We start from the raw sequence: 15,377 nt of genomic DNA on the forward strand, positions 1-15,377 counted from the left end.
TTAAAAGCGCGCGGATTGAGGCTTAGCCTCCCGTTATTGATCTCCATCGCCCTGCTGAGCGTTCTTGGGTCGGTGTTCTTTGGGGACTACCGAGTCTCCTTCGGCGACCTGATCGCAACACTTGGCGGTGATCCGCCGGCCGCACAAACTGAGTTTTTTGTATTACACCGCCGGCTGCCGCGTGCATTAGTAGCACTGTTGGCTGGAATGCTCTTAGCAGCCAGTGGCGCCCTGATTCAACAGCTTTTGCGCAACCCGCTGGCCAGTCCGGACATCATTGGGTTGACCAGTGGCGCATCGCTGGGTGGATGTGTGGTGCTGGTGGCATTCTCAGGCACCTTGGCTCAGGCCTCACTCGGGGCTTTTCTAGGGGCCGGTCTTGCCTTGGCGGTTCTTCTGGTTGCACGCCGATTCTTTAACGTCACCGGTGCAAAGATGGTGTTGCTTGGCGTGGGGCTTGCGGCGCTGTCCCAATCGCTGACGAGCTACTTGCTTACGGTCGAGTTTGTACCTTCGGCGCAGGTGGCTCAAACATGGCTTGTAGGAACGTTGCAAGGACGAGGCTGGGCCGAGGTGCCGTGGTTGGGGGCTGGAGTGTTGCTGCTGTTGTGGGTACACCTCTTTGATTCCAAGGCCTTAGACATGCTCAATCTCGGAGATGATGTGGCCGCGGGCCTCGGAGTACCAGTTATTCATTTGCGGGTGCGGCTGCTCTGTGTAGCGACCATCTGCGCAGCTGTGGCGGTGTTATGTGCCGGACCCATCGGTTTCGTGGCTCTCGTGGCACCGCACATCGCCCGTCAACTCACCGGACGAACGCAACTTTTCGCCTGCGCTCTCACTGGAGGCCTATTGCTAGTGATTAGTGACCTCGTGGCCCAATACGCGCTGGGTTTCATTGTGCCGGTCGGTGTGGTCACGATCGTGCTGGGCGGTGGGTTTTTCCTCTGGCTACTCTTTCGGCAGGGGGTCATCCGTGACTGAACGTATTGGCCGACGGCGTACGGCGCTTCGTGCCGAACAGCGGCATGAGGCGCGGTGGACTAGGGCACAAGTGATTTCCATCGAACCACTGGCCGAACGGTACCTCCGGGTGTACTTTCGGCTCGAAAACAGCCAGCGGCTCTCTCTGGGCTTTGACGATGTGGTCATCTTGGCCTTTGGCACTGATCTTCAATCCGGGAACATTGCGCCGCATCCGCCCGAAGGTGCTAGTGACAAACGCTATGCACTGCGCGAGTACACGGTCCGCGATTATCGCGAAGACAGTGGGCTGCTGTGCGTTGACTTCCTGATCCATTCACATGGTGCGGCTATCGACTGGGTGCGCGGCGCGCGTCCCGGTGCCTGCTTGTGGGTCTTACCGCCGCGTTTGAGCAGGCACTGGCCTGAAGCGTCCACCACGGTGTTATTGGCCGATGCCTGTGCGTGGCCTGCGGTGGCGAGGTTTTGCGTTGAAGCTCGCGCCCGGGGCACGGGCTTTGAAGCACTTGTAGCCGCCGCTGTCCCGGAAAGCCCTGGAGTGCGCAGTCTGCCGGGGGTTACACCTGAAGAGCTCGTCGAAACGTCTTCGGAGCTTCACCGTTCCACCGCCGCGCAGAGCTTTGTGTGGATCGCCGGAGAAGCGGCCTGGATGCGTGAGCTGCGGCAACTAATCCTTTCTCGCACCCCCGTGCTGAAAGAGCATATTCAATTTACCGGCTATTGGCGCACCGAGAACGTGTCATTGAGCCGGGAAAAATCCGCTGAATCTTCTACACTTCAGGTGGAAGCATCACGTCACTAAGGGGGAAGATCGCGTGGGTCAACGCAAGCTGCGGTGGGTGCGCACAGGCCTCATTCTCGCCACCGGAATGCTTGTCTTGAGCGGCTGCACGCAAAACCCCGCCGCAAGCGCCGGGACTCAAAGCTCCGCACCGGTCGCGCCGGTGCTCGATGCCGCCACCGTTGAGCAGCTATTGAAGGACGCCACGAACGATGATCCCAAGGCCGTCGTGCTCGGAGATCAGCAATTGCGTGAATCCATTCCCAAAGCTCAACAGTGGCTGGAGGATGTGAAGGTCACGCCCGAGAGCTGCGGGATTACTTTCGCCGCGCCCGTGGCGGAACAGCTGAAAAATTCCACGCTGGGTGTCGCTCAAACCAAGGACCAGCTTCTCACTTTGGCTTCCTACCCGGATGCCGGAAAACTTGCCGAGCACTGGCAACAGACGACCGAAGCAGCCAAGAAGTGCACCCGCTACTCGGTGAACGTCGAGGGGCAAGTGCGGGCCTATCATCTAGCCAAGCAACCGGTCACGGTGCAGGATCTGGCCGCCGATGCATGGGTGGTGACCAGTAGCGATGGAACCGATACCAGCCAGCAACTCATGGTGCGCGCGCTCTCCGGGGCATCACTGGCCGGCGTGCAACGTACTGTCTCCGGGCAGGTGTCGAAGCAGGATGTTGCCAAGGCCGCAGACCAGCTGGTCCAGCTGCTGAAGCAAGCCGAAAAAGCGGCCGAAAAGTAGGCAGAGGCTGCGCGCGAACGCGGTTTATGTCACGCTCGAGTAGATGCTTGTCCAAAGGCGGCTTTTCTACGGCTAAGATTGTCTGAGGCCGCCTACGGCGCCACCTAAAAATACTAATGATTTGCCCATCCAGCCGGCCGCTTATTCTCGATGTGAAAGCGGGGCTTGAACCTTGAAGGACGCCTAGAGTGGTTTCGAAACTTTCCACCCTGTTCCTGCGCACTCTGCGCGAGGACCCGGTCGACGCTGAAGTGGCCAGCCACAAGCTGCTGGTTCGCGCCGGCTATATTCGACGTGCGGCCCCGGGTATTTATACGTGGTTGCCGTTGGGGTTGAAGGTGCTGGCCCGTGTCGAGGCGATTATCCGCGAGGAAATGAACGCGATCGGCGCCCAGGAAGTGCACTTCCCGGCGTTGCTGCCACGCGAACCCTACGAGACCACCAATCGCTGGACCGAGTACGGTGAGGGCCTATTCCGCCTGAAGGACCGCAAGGACGCGGACTACCTGCTGGCGCCCACCCACGAAGAGATGTTCACCTTGCTGGTCAAGGACCTGTACAACTCGTACAAGGACCTTCCGGTGTACCTCTACCAGATCCAGAATAAGTACCGCGATGAGGCCCGTCCGCGTGCCGGCCTGCTACGCGGTCGCGAATTCATTATGAAGGACTCCTACTCCTTCAATATCGATGACGCCGGACTCGACGAGGCCTATTACGCGCACCGCGGCGCCTACTTGAAGATCTTCGAGCGTCTTGGCCTCGAGGTTGTGCCGGTCTTCGCGCAAGCCGGTGCCATGGGCGGTTCGAAGTCCGAAGAGTTCTTGCACCCCACCGCCATCGGCGAAGACACCTTCGTCCGCTCGCCCGGCGGATACGCGGCGAACGTCGAAGCCGTGACCACCGTGGTCCCCGAAGACATCGACTACTCGAATGCTCCGGCCTTCGAGGTTCTCGACACCCCGGATACCCCGACCATTGACACCCTGGTCGCCGCCGCCAACGAGATCCGTCCGTTGGAGGACGGCCAGTGGGCAGCCGAAGACACGTTGAAGAACGTTGTGCTCGTCGTGATCGATCCGGCCGGTGAACGTCACCTCGTGGTCCTCGGTGTGCCCGGCAACCGTCAGGTCGACCTCAAGCGCGTAGAAGCCACCATTGGCACCGCACTTGAGATCGGCGGCGAGGTCCAGGTCGAAGCCGCAACCGCAGAAGACTTGAAGAACTACCCGCAGATCGTCACCGGCTACCTCGGCCCGGCTCTTGGGCTGGATAATGTTTTGCTCGGCACCGAATCGGTGACCGGCATCCCGTACCTGGTGGATCCACGCGTGGTCTCCGGTACGACTTGGATCACCGGTGCCAACGAAGCCGGCAAGCACGTCTTCGGTCTGGTCGCCGGTCGCGACTTCGGTTGGGATGGCACCATCGAATGCGTCAACGTCCTCGAAGGTGACCCGGCACCGGACGGCTCCGGTCCGCTGCGCACCGAGCGCGGCATCGAAATGGGCCACATCTTCCAGCTGGGCCGCAAGTACGCCGAGGCCCTCGACCTGAAGGTGCTGGACTCCAACGGCAAGCTGCAGGTTGTGACCATGGGTTCCTACGGCGTCGGCGTCACCCGCGCGGTCGCCGCGCTGGCCGAGGCCTACCACGACGAGAAGGGTCTTTCCTGGCCGGCTCAGGTCGCCCCGGCCGATGTGCATGTCGTCGTCACCGGCAAGGGACCGGAGCTTCTGGAGGCGGCCGAGAAGCTCGCCACCGATTTTGAAGCTGCCGGACTTGAGGTACTGCTCGACGACCGTCCGAAGCTTTCGGCGGGCGTGAAGTTCTCCGACGCCGAGCTCATCGGTGTGCCGAAGATCGTTGTGGTCGGACGGGGTCTGGCCGACGGTCTGGTCGAGGTCAAGGACCGTGCCACCGGCGAGCGCAAGGATGTTGCGGTCGATCAGGTGGTCGCCGAAGTCAGCGGGAGCTAACCCGCCGAGAAAGAGAGTGTGCGCGGGTGGTTGAATCCCTCGAGTTTCTAGGCCCCGACCTACTGCAGGCTGGCTGGTGGCCGGTGTTGCTGTTATTGGCCGCCGGTTTTGCCGCCGGATGGATCGATGCGGTGGTCGGCGGCGGGGGACTGATTCAACTGCCCGCGCTACTACTTTTCCCCGGGCTCAGCCCGGTACAGGCACTGGCCACCAATAAGTTGGGCTCCATCTTTGGGACCACCACCAGTGCCATCACCTATTACCGGCGAACCAGTCCGGATCTGAAAACGGCGATCCCGATGGCGTTGCTGGCACTTGTCGGAGCGTTCGGTGGGGCCGGTATCGCCACCATCCTGCCGTCGGCGGCCATCAAACCCATCATTATCGTGGCGCTGGTCGCCGTGCTTGCCTTCACGATCTTCAAGCCGCGGGCAGGGGAACTGAGCCAACTACGTCACCGCGGCCGTACCCACTACGCGTGGGCGTTGCTCATCGGGTTAGTGATCGGCGGCTACGACGGAATGATCGGTCCCGGGACCGGTTCGTTCCTGATCATCGCGATGGTCACCATCTTGGGTTACAACTTCCTTCAGGCCTCCGCCAAGGCCAAGATCGTCAACTTGGCCACGAACCTCGGGGCCTTGCTGCTCTTCCTTCCCGGCGGGCACGTGGCCCTCGGGTTGGGGTTGGCCCTCGGCGTGATGAATATGTTCGGTGGCTATCTGGGGGCACGGATGGCCATTTCCAAGGGAAGCGGCTTCATTCGCGTTGTCTTCGTGATCGTGGTGCTCGCCCTGATCCTCAAGCTTGGCTGGGATATGCTCGCCGGATAGTTGACCGGCCTTCAAGCTGCCAGCTCTTCTCAAACGCCCCAGTTGCTGGCATCATTCGGTAAATGAACTCGATCTCCCGCGATGCGTCGCGGCCGCAGCCTGCACTGGGGGCCGGGGAAGACCCGAAACTCAAGGCGCGGGCGTTGCTGCCGCTCCATCGTAGTTGGGCCGAGTCCCGGCAAGTGGCCCAGCAGGTGCGCCCCGTGGTGGCCCGCTCGTGGCAGCGCGCCGGTGATTACCGTGCCGCGGTGAACCCGCTGGATTCCGGAGATCTGAACGAGCGCCGTCAAGCGCATCGGGAACTACAGTTGCTGCTGCCGTTGTTCAAGGAGCGCCTTCTTGCCACGGCCAGCGATGCGCAAAACCAGCTGGTGATCGCCGATGGTGCCGGCTACGTGTTGTGGGTGCTCGGCCCCTTTGCGGTGCGTCGCCGGTCCGACGGCATAGGTTTTGTGCAAGGAGCCCGCTGGCGCGAAAACGATGTGGGTACCAATGGGATCGGTGCGGCCATGGCCGAAAAGGTCCCGGTGCAGATTTTTGGCCCGGAACATGCCCGCGAGGAACAGCACAGTTGGGTGTGTACCTCGGCGCCGATTATGGGGCCCGGCGGAGATCGACTTCTGGGAACCATTACGCTCTCGGGCTCCTACCGCACCGCGCACCCGCACACTCTCAGTCTGCTCTCCGCCGTGCTGGGCGAAGCCCGGGGAGAGCTGGCCCGCGCCGAACAATCGAGACTGCAACGGCTGGTGGATTCTACCCAGCTACCCGACGGTGGCTATGTCCTGGTGGACGAGCAAGGCACCGTCGCCGCCCAACGCGGCTTCGTGCTGGGGCAAAAACTCTCGCTTCCGGCGGCGCTGGGACAGGCACCTACCTGGGTACCGGGCCTCGGCGTGGTCAACGCCCGTCCGGTTCCCGGCGGTTGGATACTGGCACCGACCGCCAACGAAACGTTGCTCGAACTGTACGCACAACCGCATCCACGCGCCGTGATCCGGGTTGAACAGGGCAGCAGCGAGGTCACCCTGAGCCATCGGCATTGGCAAATACTCCGCTTGCTGGCGCAACATCCGCAGGGCGTGGAGGCCGAACAGTTGCGCGACTTGTGGCCCTCGCCGGCTTCGGCGATTACCGTACGTGCCGAAATTTCTCGCCTCCGCTCGAGGCTCGGTGGCCTCATCGGTTCCAGACCGTATCGGTTACTGGTGCCGGCTCGGCTCGTCGACTGATCACCCAACGTTGCAACCTTTTGCAACGCTGGTCAAATGTGAGCTAGCTCATACTCTGGGGATATGCACCCCCGGCGCACCGCGACCGGGATGTTCCCACGGTAGAGCGAAGCGAAGTGAAAACTATGAGAACCATCGACCCCACCCAGGCAGCCAGCGAATGGCTCACGGCCTTACAGCACGCACTGGACGAGCGAGACGCCGACGCGGCCGCAGCATTGTTCGGGGCGGAATGCTATTGGCGGGACCTCGCGTCTTTGACGTGGAATCTACACACCAGCGAGGGGCGCGAAGAGATCCGTGCGATGTTGCAGGGCATTGAGCCCTCCGCCTGGCCGCGCGAGCTGACGGTCACCAAGGCCAGCGAAGCCGATGGCGTTATTGAAGCCTGGTTTAGCTTCCAAAATGAGGCGTTCGATGGCTTGGGCATCCTGCGCCTGCGCGAGGGGCGTTGCTGGACCATGCTCACCACCGCCCAGCAGCTACGTGCCCATCCCGAACCGGCAGGTCCACGCCGTGAACTCGGGGCCAGCCACGGCAGCGCCATGAGCAGCGAAAACTGGCTGGATAAGCTCACCAGGCGCAAAGAAGAATTCGGCATCACCGAGCAGCCCTACGTGCTGGTCATCGGTGGCGGCCAAGGTGGTATTGGGCTCGGTGCCCGGCTCAAACGCATGGGGGTCCCAGCACTGGTGATCGATAAGCATCCGCGTCCCGGCGACCAGTGGCGTTCGCGCTATCACTCGCTGGCCCTGCATGACCCGGTCTGGTACGACCATATGCCGTATCTGGAGTTCCCGGATCACTGGCCTGTGTTCACCCCGAAGGACAAGATGGGTGATTGGCTCGAAAGCTACACCAAGCTCATGGAACTGGACTACTGGTCCAACACCGAGGCACTGAAAGCCACCCAACGACCCGATGGGCAGGGTTGGGACGTACAGGTGGTGCGCGAGGGCGAGGAACTCACCTTGCACCCGCAACACCTCGTACTAGCCACCGGCATGTCCGGGGTGCCAAATATGCCCAGCTACCCGGGGCAAGACATCTTTGCTGGCGAGCAGAACCACTCCTCGACACATCCCGGCGGGGCCCGCTACGCGGGCAAAAACGTGGTGGTTATCGGCGCGAACAATTCGGCCCACGACATCTGCGCTGACCTCGTGCACAACGGTGCGAAACCCACCATGGTGCAACGTTCGTCCACGCACATTGTGCGCTCGGAATCTCTGATGAAAACCGTGCTCGGACCGCTCTATTCCGAGGAGGCTCTGGCCAACGGCATCGACCACCACGCCGCCGATCTAATCTTTGCGTCGATCCCCTATAAGGTACTGCCGCAGTTTCACATTCCGGCCTTCGCGCAGATACGCGAGACGGATGCGGACTTCTACGAAGGTCTCGAAAAGGCCGGGTTCGACCTGGACTTCGGCGACGACGAGTCCGGTCTATTCCTCAAGTACTTGCGTCGCGGCTCGGGATACTACATCGACATCGGCGCCTCCGCGCTGGTTGCCGACGGGTCTATCGCCTTGGCCCGCGGCGAAGTCGATCACCTCACCGAGAATTCCGTGGTGCTCGCCGACGGGACCGAGCTGCCCGCCGACGCGGTGGTGTATGCGACCGGATACGGTTCGATGAACGGTTGGGCCGCCAAGCTCATTTCGCAAGAGGTGGCCGACGCGGTGGGCAAGTGCTGGGGCCTTGGCTCGGACACCACCAAAGACCCCGGACCTTGGCAGGGCGAACTGCGCAATATGTGGAAGCCTACGCAGGTCGAGAACCTTTGGTTCCATGGCGGTAATCTGCACCAGTCTCGGCACTACTCAAAGTATCTAGGGCTACAGCTCAAGGCACGCTACGAAGGGATCGATACCCCGGTGTATGCCCTCGCCGAGACGCATCACTTGGCTTAGTGATAGGTTCACACAGGCGTCGGGCCACCCCTTAGCTCAAGGGCCGGCCCGACGCCTGTGCATATGCCGGAGTCGGCCCTAGGACCAGTCTTTCCCGCTGTAGAGCGTATCGATCGCCAGCCTGCGCTGCTCAAAACTTAATTCGTAACCCCCGAAGTCCAACACGATATTCTTCCAGCGACGCCCGTCGTCGCCCAGATAAGTGGCAAATTGCTCGGCCGCCCCAGCTGAATCAAATTCGAGGAAATTTCGAATCTCCGTGCTCCACCCGGCCACGCACGGTTCCGTGGCGCAGAGCTCAGCGGTAGCGTCACGTGACGTGAACTCGCTGTTGGAGAGCAGATCTTCTGTCCGCATAGTTCCAGCGCCGAATCCCGCGCCAGTTATCCACGCGACGCCAGCCACCACGGCAAGCAGCACCAGCAAGGCCGCGCCGATCAAGAACGCGTTTCGTGGCATGTGGGAGGCCTTTGCTTCAGCAGGTACTGCCATGGCGTTATCCAATCTTCGAGTGGTGGGGAGCATCCGGCGGAGACGCGCTTGTCGTGGCCGGTCCCACCGCGACGGTAGGGACCCTTTTTCGCTATTTTGCTGCGCGCAGTAAATCGAAGGGCACTTTGTCTTCGGCGAGCGACTCGAAAAGGTCGACCCCGAGCTCTGCCAACTCGGCGCGCTTGGCCCCGGAGGTCGAGGTGGCCGCATCCAACACGGCAAAGGCGAAATCTCGTTGGGCCGCGTTGCCGACCTCGGGAAGCTTGTCCAAGGCGTTCTCCGGCAACCGGTAGGCCGGGGCGCGGACGTCGGCGCAGTCCGGGGCGCGCACGGCACGCAGCGCGTCGAGCTGGGTGGCCAGCCGATCGCGGCGCTGCTCGAGCGACTCGGCGGCCTTGCCCCCGCTACGCGCGGCGGTAAGTTGCCAGATGTAGTCCAGCGCGTAGCCGCGGTCCAAGGCGTAGGCCACATCGCGCACCGCATCCTGCCCGTGGCCCGGGCTTGGCACACCCTCGTCCGCGGCCAGGCAGGCCACCGGGGCGGCGTCGGCCTCGCCTCCGGTCGCCGCCAGCGGGGCGGTGAGCCCCTTGGGGCGCTGCTTCTTGGGCAACTCGGCAATCACCGCGCGGGCCTGGAGGTTGAGGGCCACGGCGCTGTGGGTCAGCACCTTGCGCACCTGCGGGGCGTTGTCGGGGGCCGCGGGCACCTCGGCGCTCGCCGTGGCCGCATCGACGGCCAATTGCGCGGCCGCCTGCTCGCTGTAGTCCTGGGCGAGCACCGGTTGGGGCGCGTTCTCGAAGCTCAGCTCGCCGAGCAGGGCCACCGAAGTGCCGAGCGTTTCCTGAAGTCCACGCAGGGCCAGCTTGGTATCGCCCTCGGAGATGTCGGCCAGCTGCTCGGCGCGATCCTCAAGGCTCGCCAGTCGCGCCGAGTACTGCCACACCTGCTGTTGCTCATTGCTGACCCCTCGGGCGCCCTCGGGCAGTCCGCGTTGCACGAGCAGCGGACGCAACAGGGTCACGGCCAAGATCCAGCACAGGGCGATCACCAGCACGGCGGCCAATAAAGGGGCCAGCCAGCGTGGGGCGCGACGGGGAACGGGGCTCTTCGGGTGCGCATTCATCCCTATGATCTTCCCATGCCCACGCGGCGATTCAGCATTTTTGTGGTGAGTTCGGCCACCAGCGCCCGCTGAGCCGTTCTCAACGTCGGTGGGAGGCGATACGCTTTAAAGACAACAACGAATAGCGTGGGAGGATATCCATGACCGGAACGCCGGCCGATACCGAACAAGAAGCCTTGCGGTTGATGACCGTGCTGAACAAGGAAGTGGAATCCCACGGGCTGGTTTTGGAGGAAGTCTCCCTCCGAACCGCTGGGACCCAGCAGATCATCCAGGTCATTGTGGATCTGCCCACCGGCACCGAGTCGGTCAATCTTGATCAGCTCGGCGAAGTCACCACCACCGTTTCTACCGCGCTGGATCGCGATCCCGTGTACGCGAACAGCGCCCCCTATGAACTCGAAGTCAGCTCCCCGGGCCTTTCCCGCCCGCTGACCGAACCGCGCCACTGGGCGCGCGCCCTGAACCGCATGGTCAAATTCCGTCTCGAAGACGGCACCCGGCTGCGCGGACGCATCACCGAGGTCGGCGAGGAGCAGGTGCTCATCGCGGTGCACCACGAGCCGGCGAAAAAGGGCATGAAAGCAAAGGTGGACGAGCCCCGCGGCTTCGCCTTCACCGACATTCGTAAGGCCGTCGTCGATCCCGAACTGAATTTCGACGACGCCGCAGTGATCACCGACGACATTGAAGACATGGAGGACTAGGGCGTGGATATCGATCTCGAAGCCCTGCGCATTCTGGAAAAGGACCGCGACATCCCAATGGATGTGCTGATCCCAACCATCGAATCCGCGTTGCTATTGGCCTACAACAAGACCGAGGGCGCAATGCCCAACGCACGGGCCGAAATTGAACGCAGCACCGGGCACGTGCGCATTATGGCCCCGGATGTGGATGAGAACGGCGAATTCCTTGGCGAGTTCGACGACACCCCGGTAGGTTTCGGCCGTATCGCCGCCTCCACCGCCCGCCAGGTGATCATGCAGCGCCTGCGTGAGGCCGAGGACGCCCAAGTGGTCGGCGAATACGCCTCCCGCGTCGGCGAGCTGATCTCCGGTGTGATCCAGCAGGGCCGCAACTCCCTGATGGTGCAGGTCAACGTCGGTGACATCGAAGCCCTGCTGCCGCCTCCGGAACAGGTGCCGGGGGAGCGTTACCCGCACGGTAAGCGCCTGCGCGCCTATGTGGTTTCCGCCGAGCGCGGCATGAAGGGTCCGGCCGTGACCCTTTCGCGCTCGCACCCGAACCTGGTGCGCAAGCTCTTCGAAATGGAGGTCCCGGAGATCGCCGAGGGCGTTGTCGTTGTCGAGGCCCTGGCCCGCGAGGCCGGACACCGCACCAAGCTGGCCGTGAGCGCCACTGTCAACGGCGTGAACGCCAAGGGCGCCTGCATCGGCGAAATGGGCACCCGCGTACGCGCGGTGATGAATGAGCTGAACGACGAGAAGATCGACATCGTCGACTACTCCGAGGATCCGGCCAAGTTTATTGCCGCCGCGCTGTCCCCGGCCAAGGTGGTCTCGGTGGAGATTTTGGATGCCGACGAACGCCGCGCCCGGGTGATCGTGCCCGATTCCCAGCTGTCGCTGGCCATTGGCAAGGAGGGGCAGAACGCCCGTCTGGCCGCCAAGCTCACCGGCTGGCGCATCGATATCATTGCCGCCTCCGGTGGCAAGGAGCCACAGTTCTAAACGGCCAACTAGTCAGGCCGTGAACCTTCGGCGTCGACGTGAAAGCAACCTCACGTCGGCGTCGGCGTTTAAACGCGCTAGACTGGTAGGTGGCTTTGGACATTTTCATCGCGAAAGGCGGGATCGGCACCGGCATGAAGCTGCAGCAGCAACGCACATGCATCGCGTGCCGTACCACCGAATCGCGCCAAGGCTTGATCCGTTGGGTCCTGTCCGGGGACGTATCGCCGCGTGCGGTACGCCTGGATATCACGGCCACCGCCACCGGGCGGGGAGCGTGGACCCATGCGGACCAACAGTGCGTGCGCAAGGCCGTGCATCGCAAGGCATTCCACCGGGCCTTCAGGGCTCCGGTGAATGATGCCTCGGTGCTCGAGCAATTTGCCGCCCACGAAGATTTACCGGCAGCCGGCCGGAAATCTGGCAGAGACAAGGAAAGCGGGTCAGAAATCTGATGGCAACCCGATGAGACCGCAATGTTGAGCGCACAACGATGAACAATCGATTTTGCGTGAAGATCCGTGCGGCGGAAGAATTTCACAAAATTACACGCTGATCTGCCAGAACCCACATCCCTTTGGACGCGTTGGATCTTGGCCGATCGCATTGATACAGGAGAGATGTGGCTAAACCCCGCGTTCACGAGCTCGCCAAAGAGCTCGGAATCAGTTCCAAAGAAGCATTGACCAAGTTGCAGGATATGGGCGAGTTCGTTCGCTCGGCCTCCTCCACGGTCGAACCGCCGGTGGCACGCAAACTGCGTGATGCCTTCGGCGGCGGCAAGCCTGCCCCGGCCGCTGAGAAGAAGCCGGCCGCAGCACCCAAGCCAGGCGGCGCCCCGAAGCCGGGCGCACGCCCGACCCCGGAGGCTCCGGCCCCGGCGGCCAAAACCCCGAAGGCTCCCACCCCGGGAGCCAGCGCCCCGAAGCAGACTCCGGCTCCGGCCGCCGAGTCCAAGCCCAGCGGCAACGCACCGACCCCGGGTGGACCGCGTCCCGGCCCGCGTCCGGCAGCTCCCAAGCCTGCCGGTCCGCGTCCGGGTAACAACCCCTTCTCCTCGCAGCAGGGGATGCGCACCGGTGAGTCCGGTCAGGGCGGCCAACGCTCCGGCCAGCGCGCACCACGTCCGGGCGGTCCACGCCCGGGTGGCCCGCGTCCGGGCAACAGCCCGTTCTCCTCGCAGCAGGGGATGCGCACCGGTGAGTCCGGTCAGGGCGGCCCACGTCCGGCAGGCCAGCGCGGTCAGCGCCCCGGCGGTCAGGGCCAGGGTGGCCCGCGTCCGCCACGTGGCGAGAACGCTCCGCAGCGCGGCCCGCGTCCCGCAGGTGCAGGTCAGGGCGGCCCACGCCCAGCCGGCGCCGGCCAGGGCGGCCCGCGTCCTGCCGCTCCGCGCACCCCGAACGGTGCACGGGCAACCCCTGGCGTTATGCCTAACCGCACCGAACGTCCGGCTCCGGCCGGTGCCGGCCGCCCAGGTGGCGGTGCCGGTGGTCGCGGCCGCCCAGGCGGCGGTGGCGGTCCGGGTGCCGGTGGCGGCGGCGGATTCCGTGGCGGTGCTCCGCGCGGTCGCGGTGGCGTAGGCGGTGCCTTCGGTAAGGGAGGCGCCGGTCGCGGCAAGCAGCGCAAGTCCAAGCGCGCAAAGCGCCAGGAATTGGAGCAGATGAGTGCTCCGAGCCTGGGCGGCGTGAATGTGCCGCGCGGTAACGGTCAGACCGAAATTCGTCTGCGTCGTGGTGCTTCGATTACCGACTTCGCCGAGAAGATTGGCGCCAACCCGGCAGCCCTGGTGACCGTGCTGTTCCACCTAGGCGAAATGGCTACCGCCACCCAGTCGCTGGACGAGGCAACCTTCGAGGTCCTCGGCGAAGAGCTGGGCTACAAGGTTTCGGTTGTCTCCCCGGAGGACGAGGACCGCGAGCTGCTCGAAGGCTTCGGACTCGATCTCGAGGCCGAGCTTGAGGCCGAAACCGAGGAGGAGCTCGAAGAGCGCGCCCCGGTTATCACCATCATGGGTCACGTCGATCACGGTAAGACCCGACTGCTGGATGCTATCCGCCAGTCGAACGTGATCGCCGGCGAGCACGGTGGCATCACCCAGCACATCGGTGCGTACCAGATCGTGCACCCGCACGAGGGCCGCGACCGCGCGATGACCTTCATCGATACCCCGGGTCACGAGGCGTTCACCGCCATGCGTGCCCGTGGTGCCGAGGTGACCGACGTGTCCGTGCTCGTGGTCGCCGCCGACGATGGCGTGATGCCGCAGACCGTCGAAGCGTTGAACCACGCTCAGGCGGCCGGCGTGCCTATTATCGTCGCGGTCAACAAGATCGATAAGGAAGGCGCCAACGCCGACAAGGTCAAGGGCCAGCTCACCGAGTACGGTCTGGTGCCCGAGGAATACGGTGGCGACACCATGTTCATCGAGGTCTCCGCACTGCAGAAGCTGGGTATCGACGACCTGCTCGACGCCATCCTGCTGACCACCGACGTGCTCGAGCTGCAGGCCAACCCGGACAAGTCCGCTCGTGGTGTGGCCATCGAAGCGAACCTGGATAAGGGTCGCGGCGCCGTGGCGACCGTGCTGGTGCAGTCCGGTACCTTGGCCGTCGGTGACACCATGGTGGTGGGCACCGCCCACGGCCGTGTGCGTGCCATGTTCGATGAGAACGGCGAAAACCTGGACGTGGCCCTGCCGTCGCGTCCGGTGCAGGTGCTGGGTCTGTCCACCGTGCCACGCGCCGGTGACAGCTTCCTGGTGACCGAGGACGAGCGCACCGCCCGTCAGATCGCCGAGAAGCGCGAGACCGCCGAGCGCAACGCTCAGCTGGCCAAGCGTCGCAAGCGCATCACCCTGGAAGACTTCGACAAGGCAGTGGCCGAGGGCAAGATCGATACCCTCAACCTGATCCTGAAGGGCGACGTCTCAGGTGCCGTGGAGGCCCTGGAAGACTCGCTGCTGAAGATCGACGTGGGCGACGACGTGCAGCTGCGCGTTATCCACCGCGGCGTGGGTGCCATCACCCAGAACGACGTCAACCTGGCGACCGTGGACAACGCGATCATCCTGGGCTTCAACGTTCGCCCGGCCGAGCGCGTTGCCGAAATGGCCGACAAGGAAGGCGTGGACATGCGCTTCTACTCGGTTATCTACGCCGCCATCGACGATATCGAGCTGGCACTGAAGGGCATGCTCAAGCCGGAGTACGAAGAGGTCGAACTGGGTACCGCGGAAATCCGTCAGGTCTTCCGTTCCTCCAAGTTCGGCAACATCGCCGGTTCGATCATCCGTTCGGGCACCATCAAGCGCAACACCAAGGCGCGCCTGGTCCGCGACGGCAACGTTGTGGCCGATAACCTGTCGATCGACTCGCTGCGCCGCGAGAAGGACGACGTCACCGAGGTCCGCGAGGGCTTCGAGTGCGGTATCGGTCTCGGGTCGTTCAACGACATCAAGGAAGGCGACATCATCGAGACCTTCGAGATGCGTGAGAAGCCGCGCGACTAGTAGTTCTCGGCTGTTAGCAGCCTGACTCACCGATTCGTGGGCGTTTGACCTAGTATGTGGTCAGGCGCCCACGAATTTTGAACCATAAGG

At 63.4% G+C, this 15,377-nt stretch carries 13 protein-coding genes; 11 read left to right on the plus strand and 2 right to left on the minus strand.

Going from position 1 to position 15,377, the window contains the following annotated elements; all coding sequences use genetic code 11:
* The first annotated feature begins 36 nt into the window (after positions 1-36).
* The 7 genes from ACYU0X_RS05305 (at position 37) to ACYU0X_RS05335 (ending at position 8,470) form a co-directional block, all read left to right on the plus strand.
* Complete coding sequence (locus ACYU0X_RS05305; protein ID WP_461902334.1) at positions 37-984, plus strand: FecCD family ABC transporter permease; 948 nt, start codon at positions 37-39, stop codon at positions 982-984.
* 70 nt (positions 985-1,054) lie between these two features.
* Positions 1,055-1,786, plus strand: coding sequence for a siderophore-interacting protein (locus ACYU0X_RS05310; RefSeq protein ID WP_461902335.1), 732 nt, complete (start codon positions 1,055-1,057; stop codon positions 1,784-1,786).
* Positions 1,787-1,799: 13 nt separating this feature from the next.
* Positions 1,800-2,510, plus strand: coding sequence for a hypothetical protein (locus ACYU0X_RS05315; protein ID WP_461902336.1), 711 nt, complete (start codon positions 1,800-1,802; stop codon positions 2,508-2,510).
* A gap of 188 nt (positions 2,511-2,698) precedes the next feature.
* A complete protein-coding gene (locus ACYU0X_RS05320; protein WP_461902337.1) occupies positions 2,699-4,489 on the plus strand; it encodes a proline--tRNA ligase in 1,791 nt (596 codons plus the stop codon).
* A 62-nt stretch (positions 4,490-4,551) separates the two neighbouring features.
* Entirely contained in the window at positions 4,552-5,322 is a 771-nt protein-coding gene (locus ACYU0X_RS05325) for a TSUP family transporter (RefSeq protein WP_461902782.1), read from the plus strand.
* A gap of 62 nt (positions 5,323-5,384) precedes the next feature.
* A complete protein-coding gene (locus tag ACYU0X_RS05330) occupies positions 5,385-6,554 on the plus strand; it encodes a helix-turn-helix domain-containing protein (RefSeq protein WP_461902338.1) in 1,170 nt (389 codons plus the stop codon).
* A gap of 125 nt (positions 6,555-6,679) precedes the next feature.
* Entirely contained in the window at positions 6,680-8,470 is a 1,791-nt protein-coding gene (locus ACYU0X_RS05335) for a flavin-containing monooxygenase (RefSeq protein ID WP_461902339.1), read from the plus strand.
* 78 nt (positions 8,471-8,548) lie between these two features.
* Here the strand turns inward: ACYU0X_RS05335 and ACYU0X_RS05340 are convergent, their stop codons facing one another.
* Together ACYU0X_RS05340 and ACYU0X_RS05345 are read right to left on the minus strand one after the other, a co-directional pair.
* The gene (locus ACYU0X_RS05340) at positions 8,549-8,929 is read right to left on the minus strand and encodes a hypothetical protein (RefSeq protein ID WP_461902340.1); all 381 of its coding nucleotides are present in this window, start codon (positions 8,927-8,929) and stop codon (positions 8,549-8,551) included.
* A gap of 124 nt (positions 8,930-9,053) precedes the next feature.
* A complete protein-coding gene (locus ACYU0X_RS05345) occupies positions 9,054-10,085 on the minus strand; it encodes a hypothetical protein (RefSeq protein WP_461902341.1) in 1,032 nt (343 codons plus the stop codon).
* A gap of 140 nt (positions 10,086-10,225) precedes the next feature.
* On the opposite strand from ACYU0X_RS05345, the gene ACYU0X_RS05350 reads away from it, so the two are divergent.
* From ACYU0X_RS05350 to infB, 4 genes are all read left to right on the plus strand, one after another.
* Positions 10,226-10,792: a ribosome maturation factor RimP gene (locus ACYU0X_RS05350; protein ID WP_461902342.1), complete on the plus strand. Its 567-nt coding sequence runs from the start codon at positions 10,226-10,228 to the stop codon at positions 10,790-10,792.
* Between the two features lie 3 nt (positions 10,793-10,795).
* Complete coding sequence (gene nusA, locus ACYU0X_RS05355; RefSeq protein WP_309408160.1) at positions 10,796-11,779, plus strand: transcription termination factor NusA; 984 nt, start codon at positions 10,796-10,798, stop codon at positions 11,777-11,779.
* Between the two features lie 89 nt (positions 11,780-11,868).
* Positions 11,869-12,234, plus strand: a complete 366-nt coding sequence (locus ACYU0X_RS05360; RefSeq protein WP_461902343.1) for a YlxR family protein — start codon at positions 11,869-11,871, stop codon at positions 12,232-12,234.
* A gap of 167 nt (positions 12,235-12,401) precedes the next feature.
* Entirely contained in the window at positions 12,402-15,287 is a 2,886-nt protein-coding gene (infB, locus tag ACYU0X_RS05365) for a translation initiation factor IF-2 (protein ID WP_461902344.1), read from the plus strand.
* Positions 15,288-15,377 lie beyond the last annotated feature (90 nt).

This window comes from Glutamicibacter sp. X7 (assembly GCF_054889245.1).

Coding starts and splice junctions, on each gene's coding strand:
- ACYU0X_RS05330 (WP_461902338.1), top strand. CDS start 5,385: ATGAACTCGATCTCCCGCGATGCGTCGCGGCCGCAGCCTGCACTGGGG.
- ACYU0X_RS05335 (WP_461902339.1), top strand. CDS start 6,680: ATGAGAACCATCGACCCCACCCAGGCAGCCAGCGAATGGCTCACGGCC.
- ACYU0X_RS05340 (WP_461902340.1), bottom strand. CDS start 8,929: ATGCCACGAAACGCGTTCTTGATCGGCGCGGCCTTGCTGGTGCTGCTT.
- ACYU0X_RS05345 (WP_461902341.1), bottom strand. CDS start 10,085: ATGAATGCGCACCCGAAGAGCCCCGTTCCCCGTCGCGCCCCACGCTGG.
- ACYU0X_RS05350 (WP_461902342.1), top strand. CDS start 10,226: ATGACCGGAACGCCGGCCGATACCGAACAAGAAGCCTTGCGGTTGATG.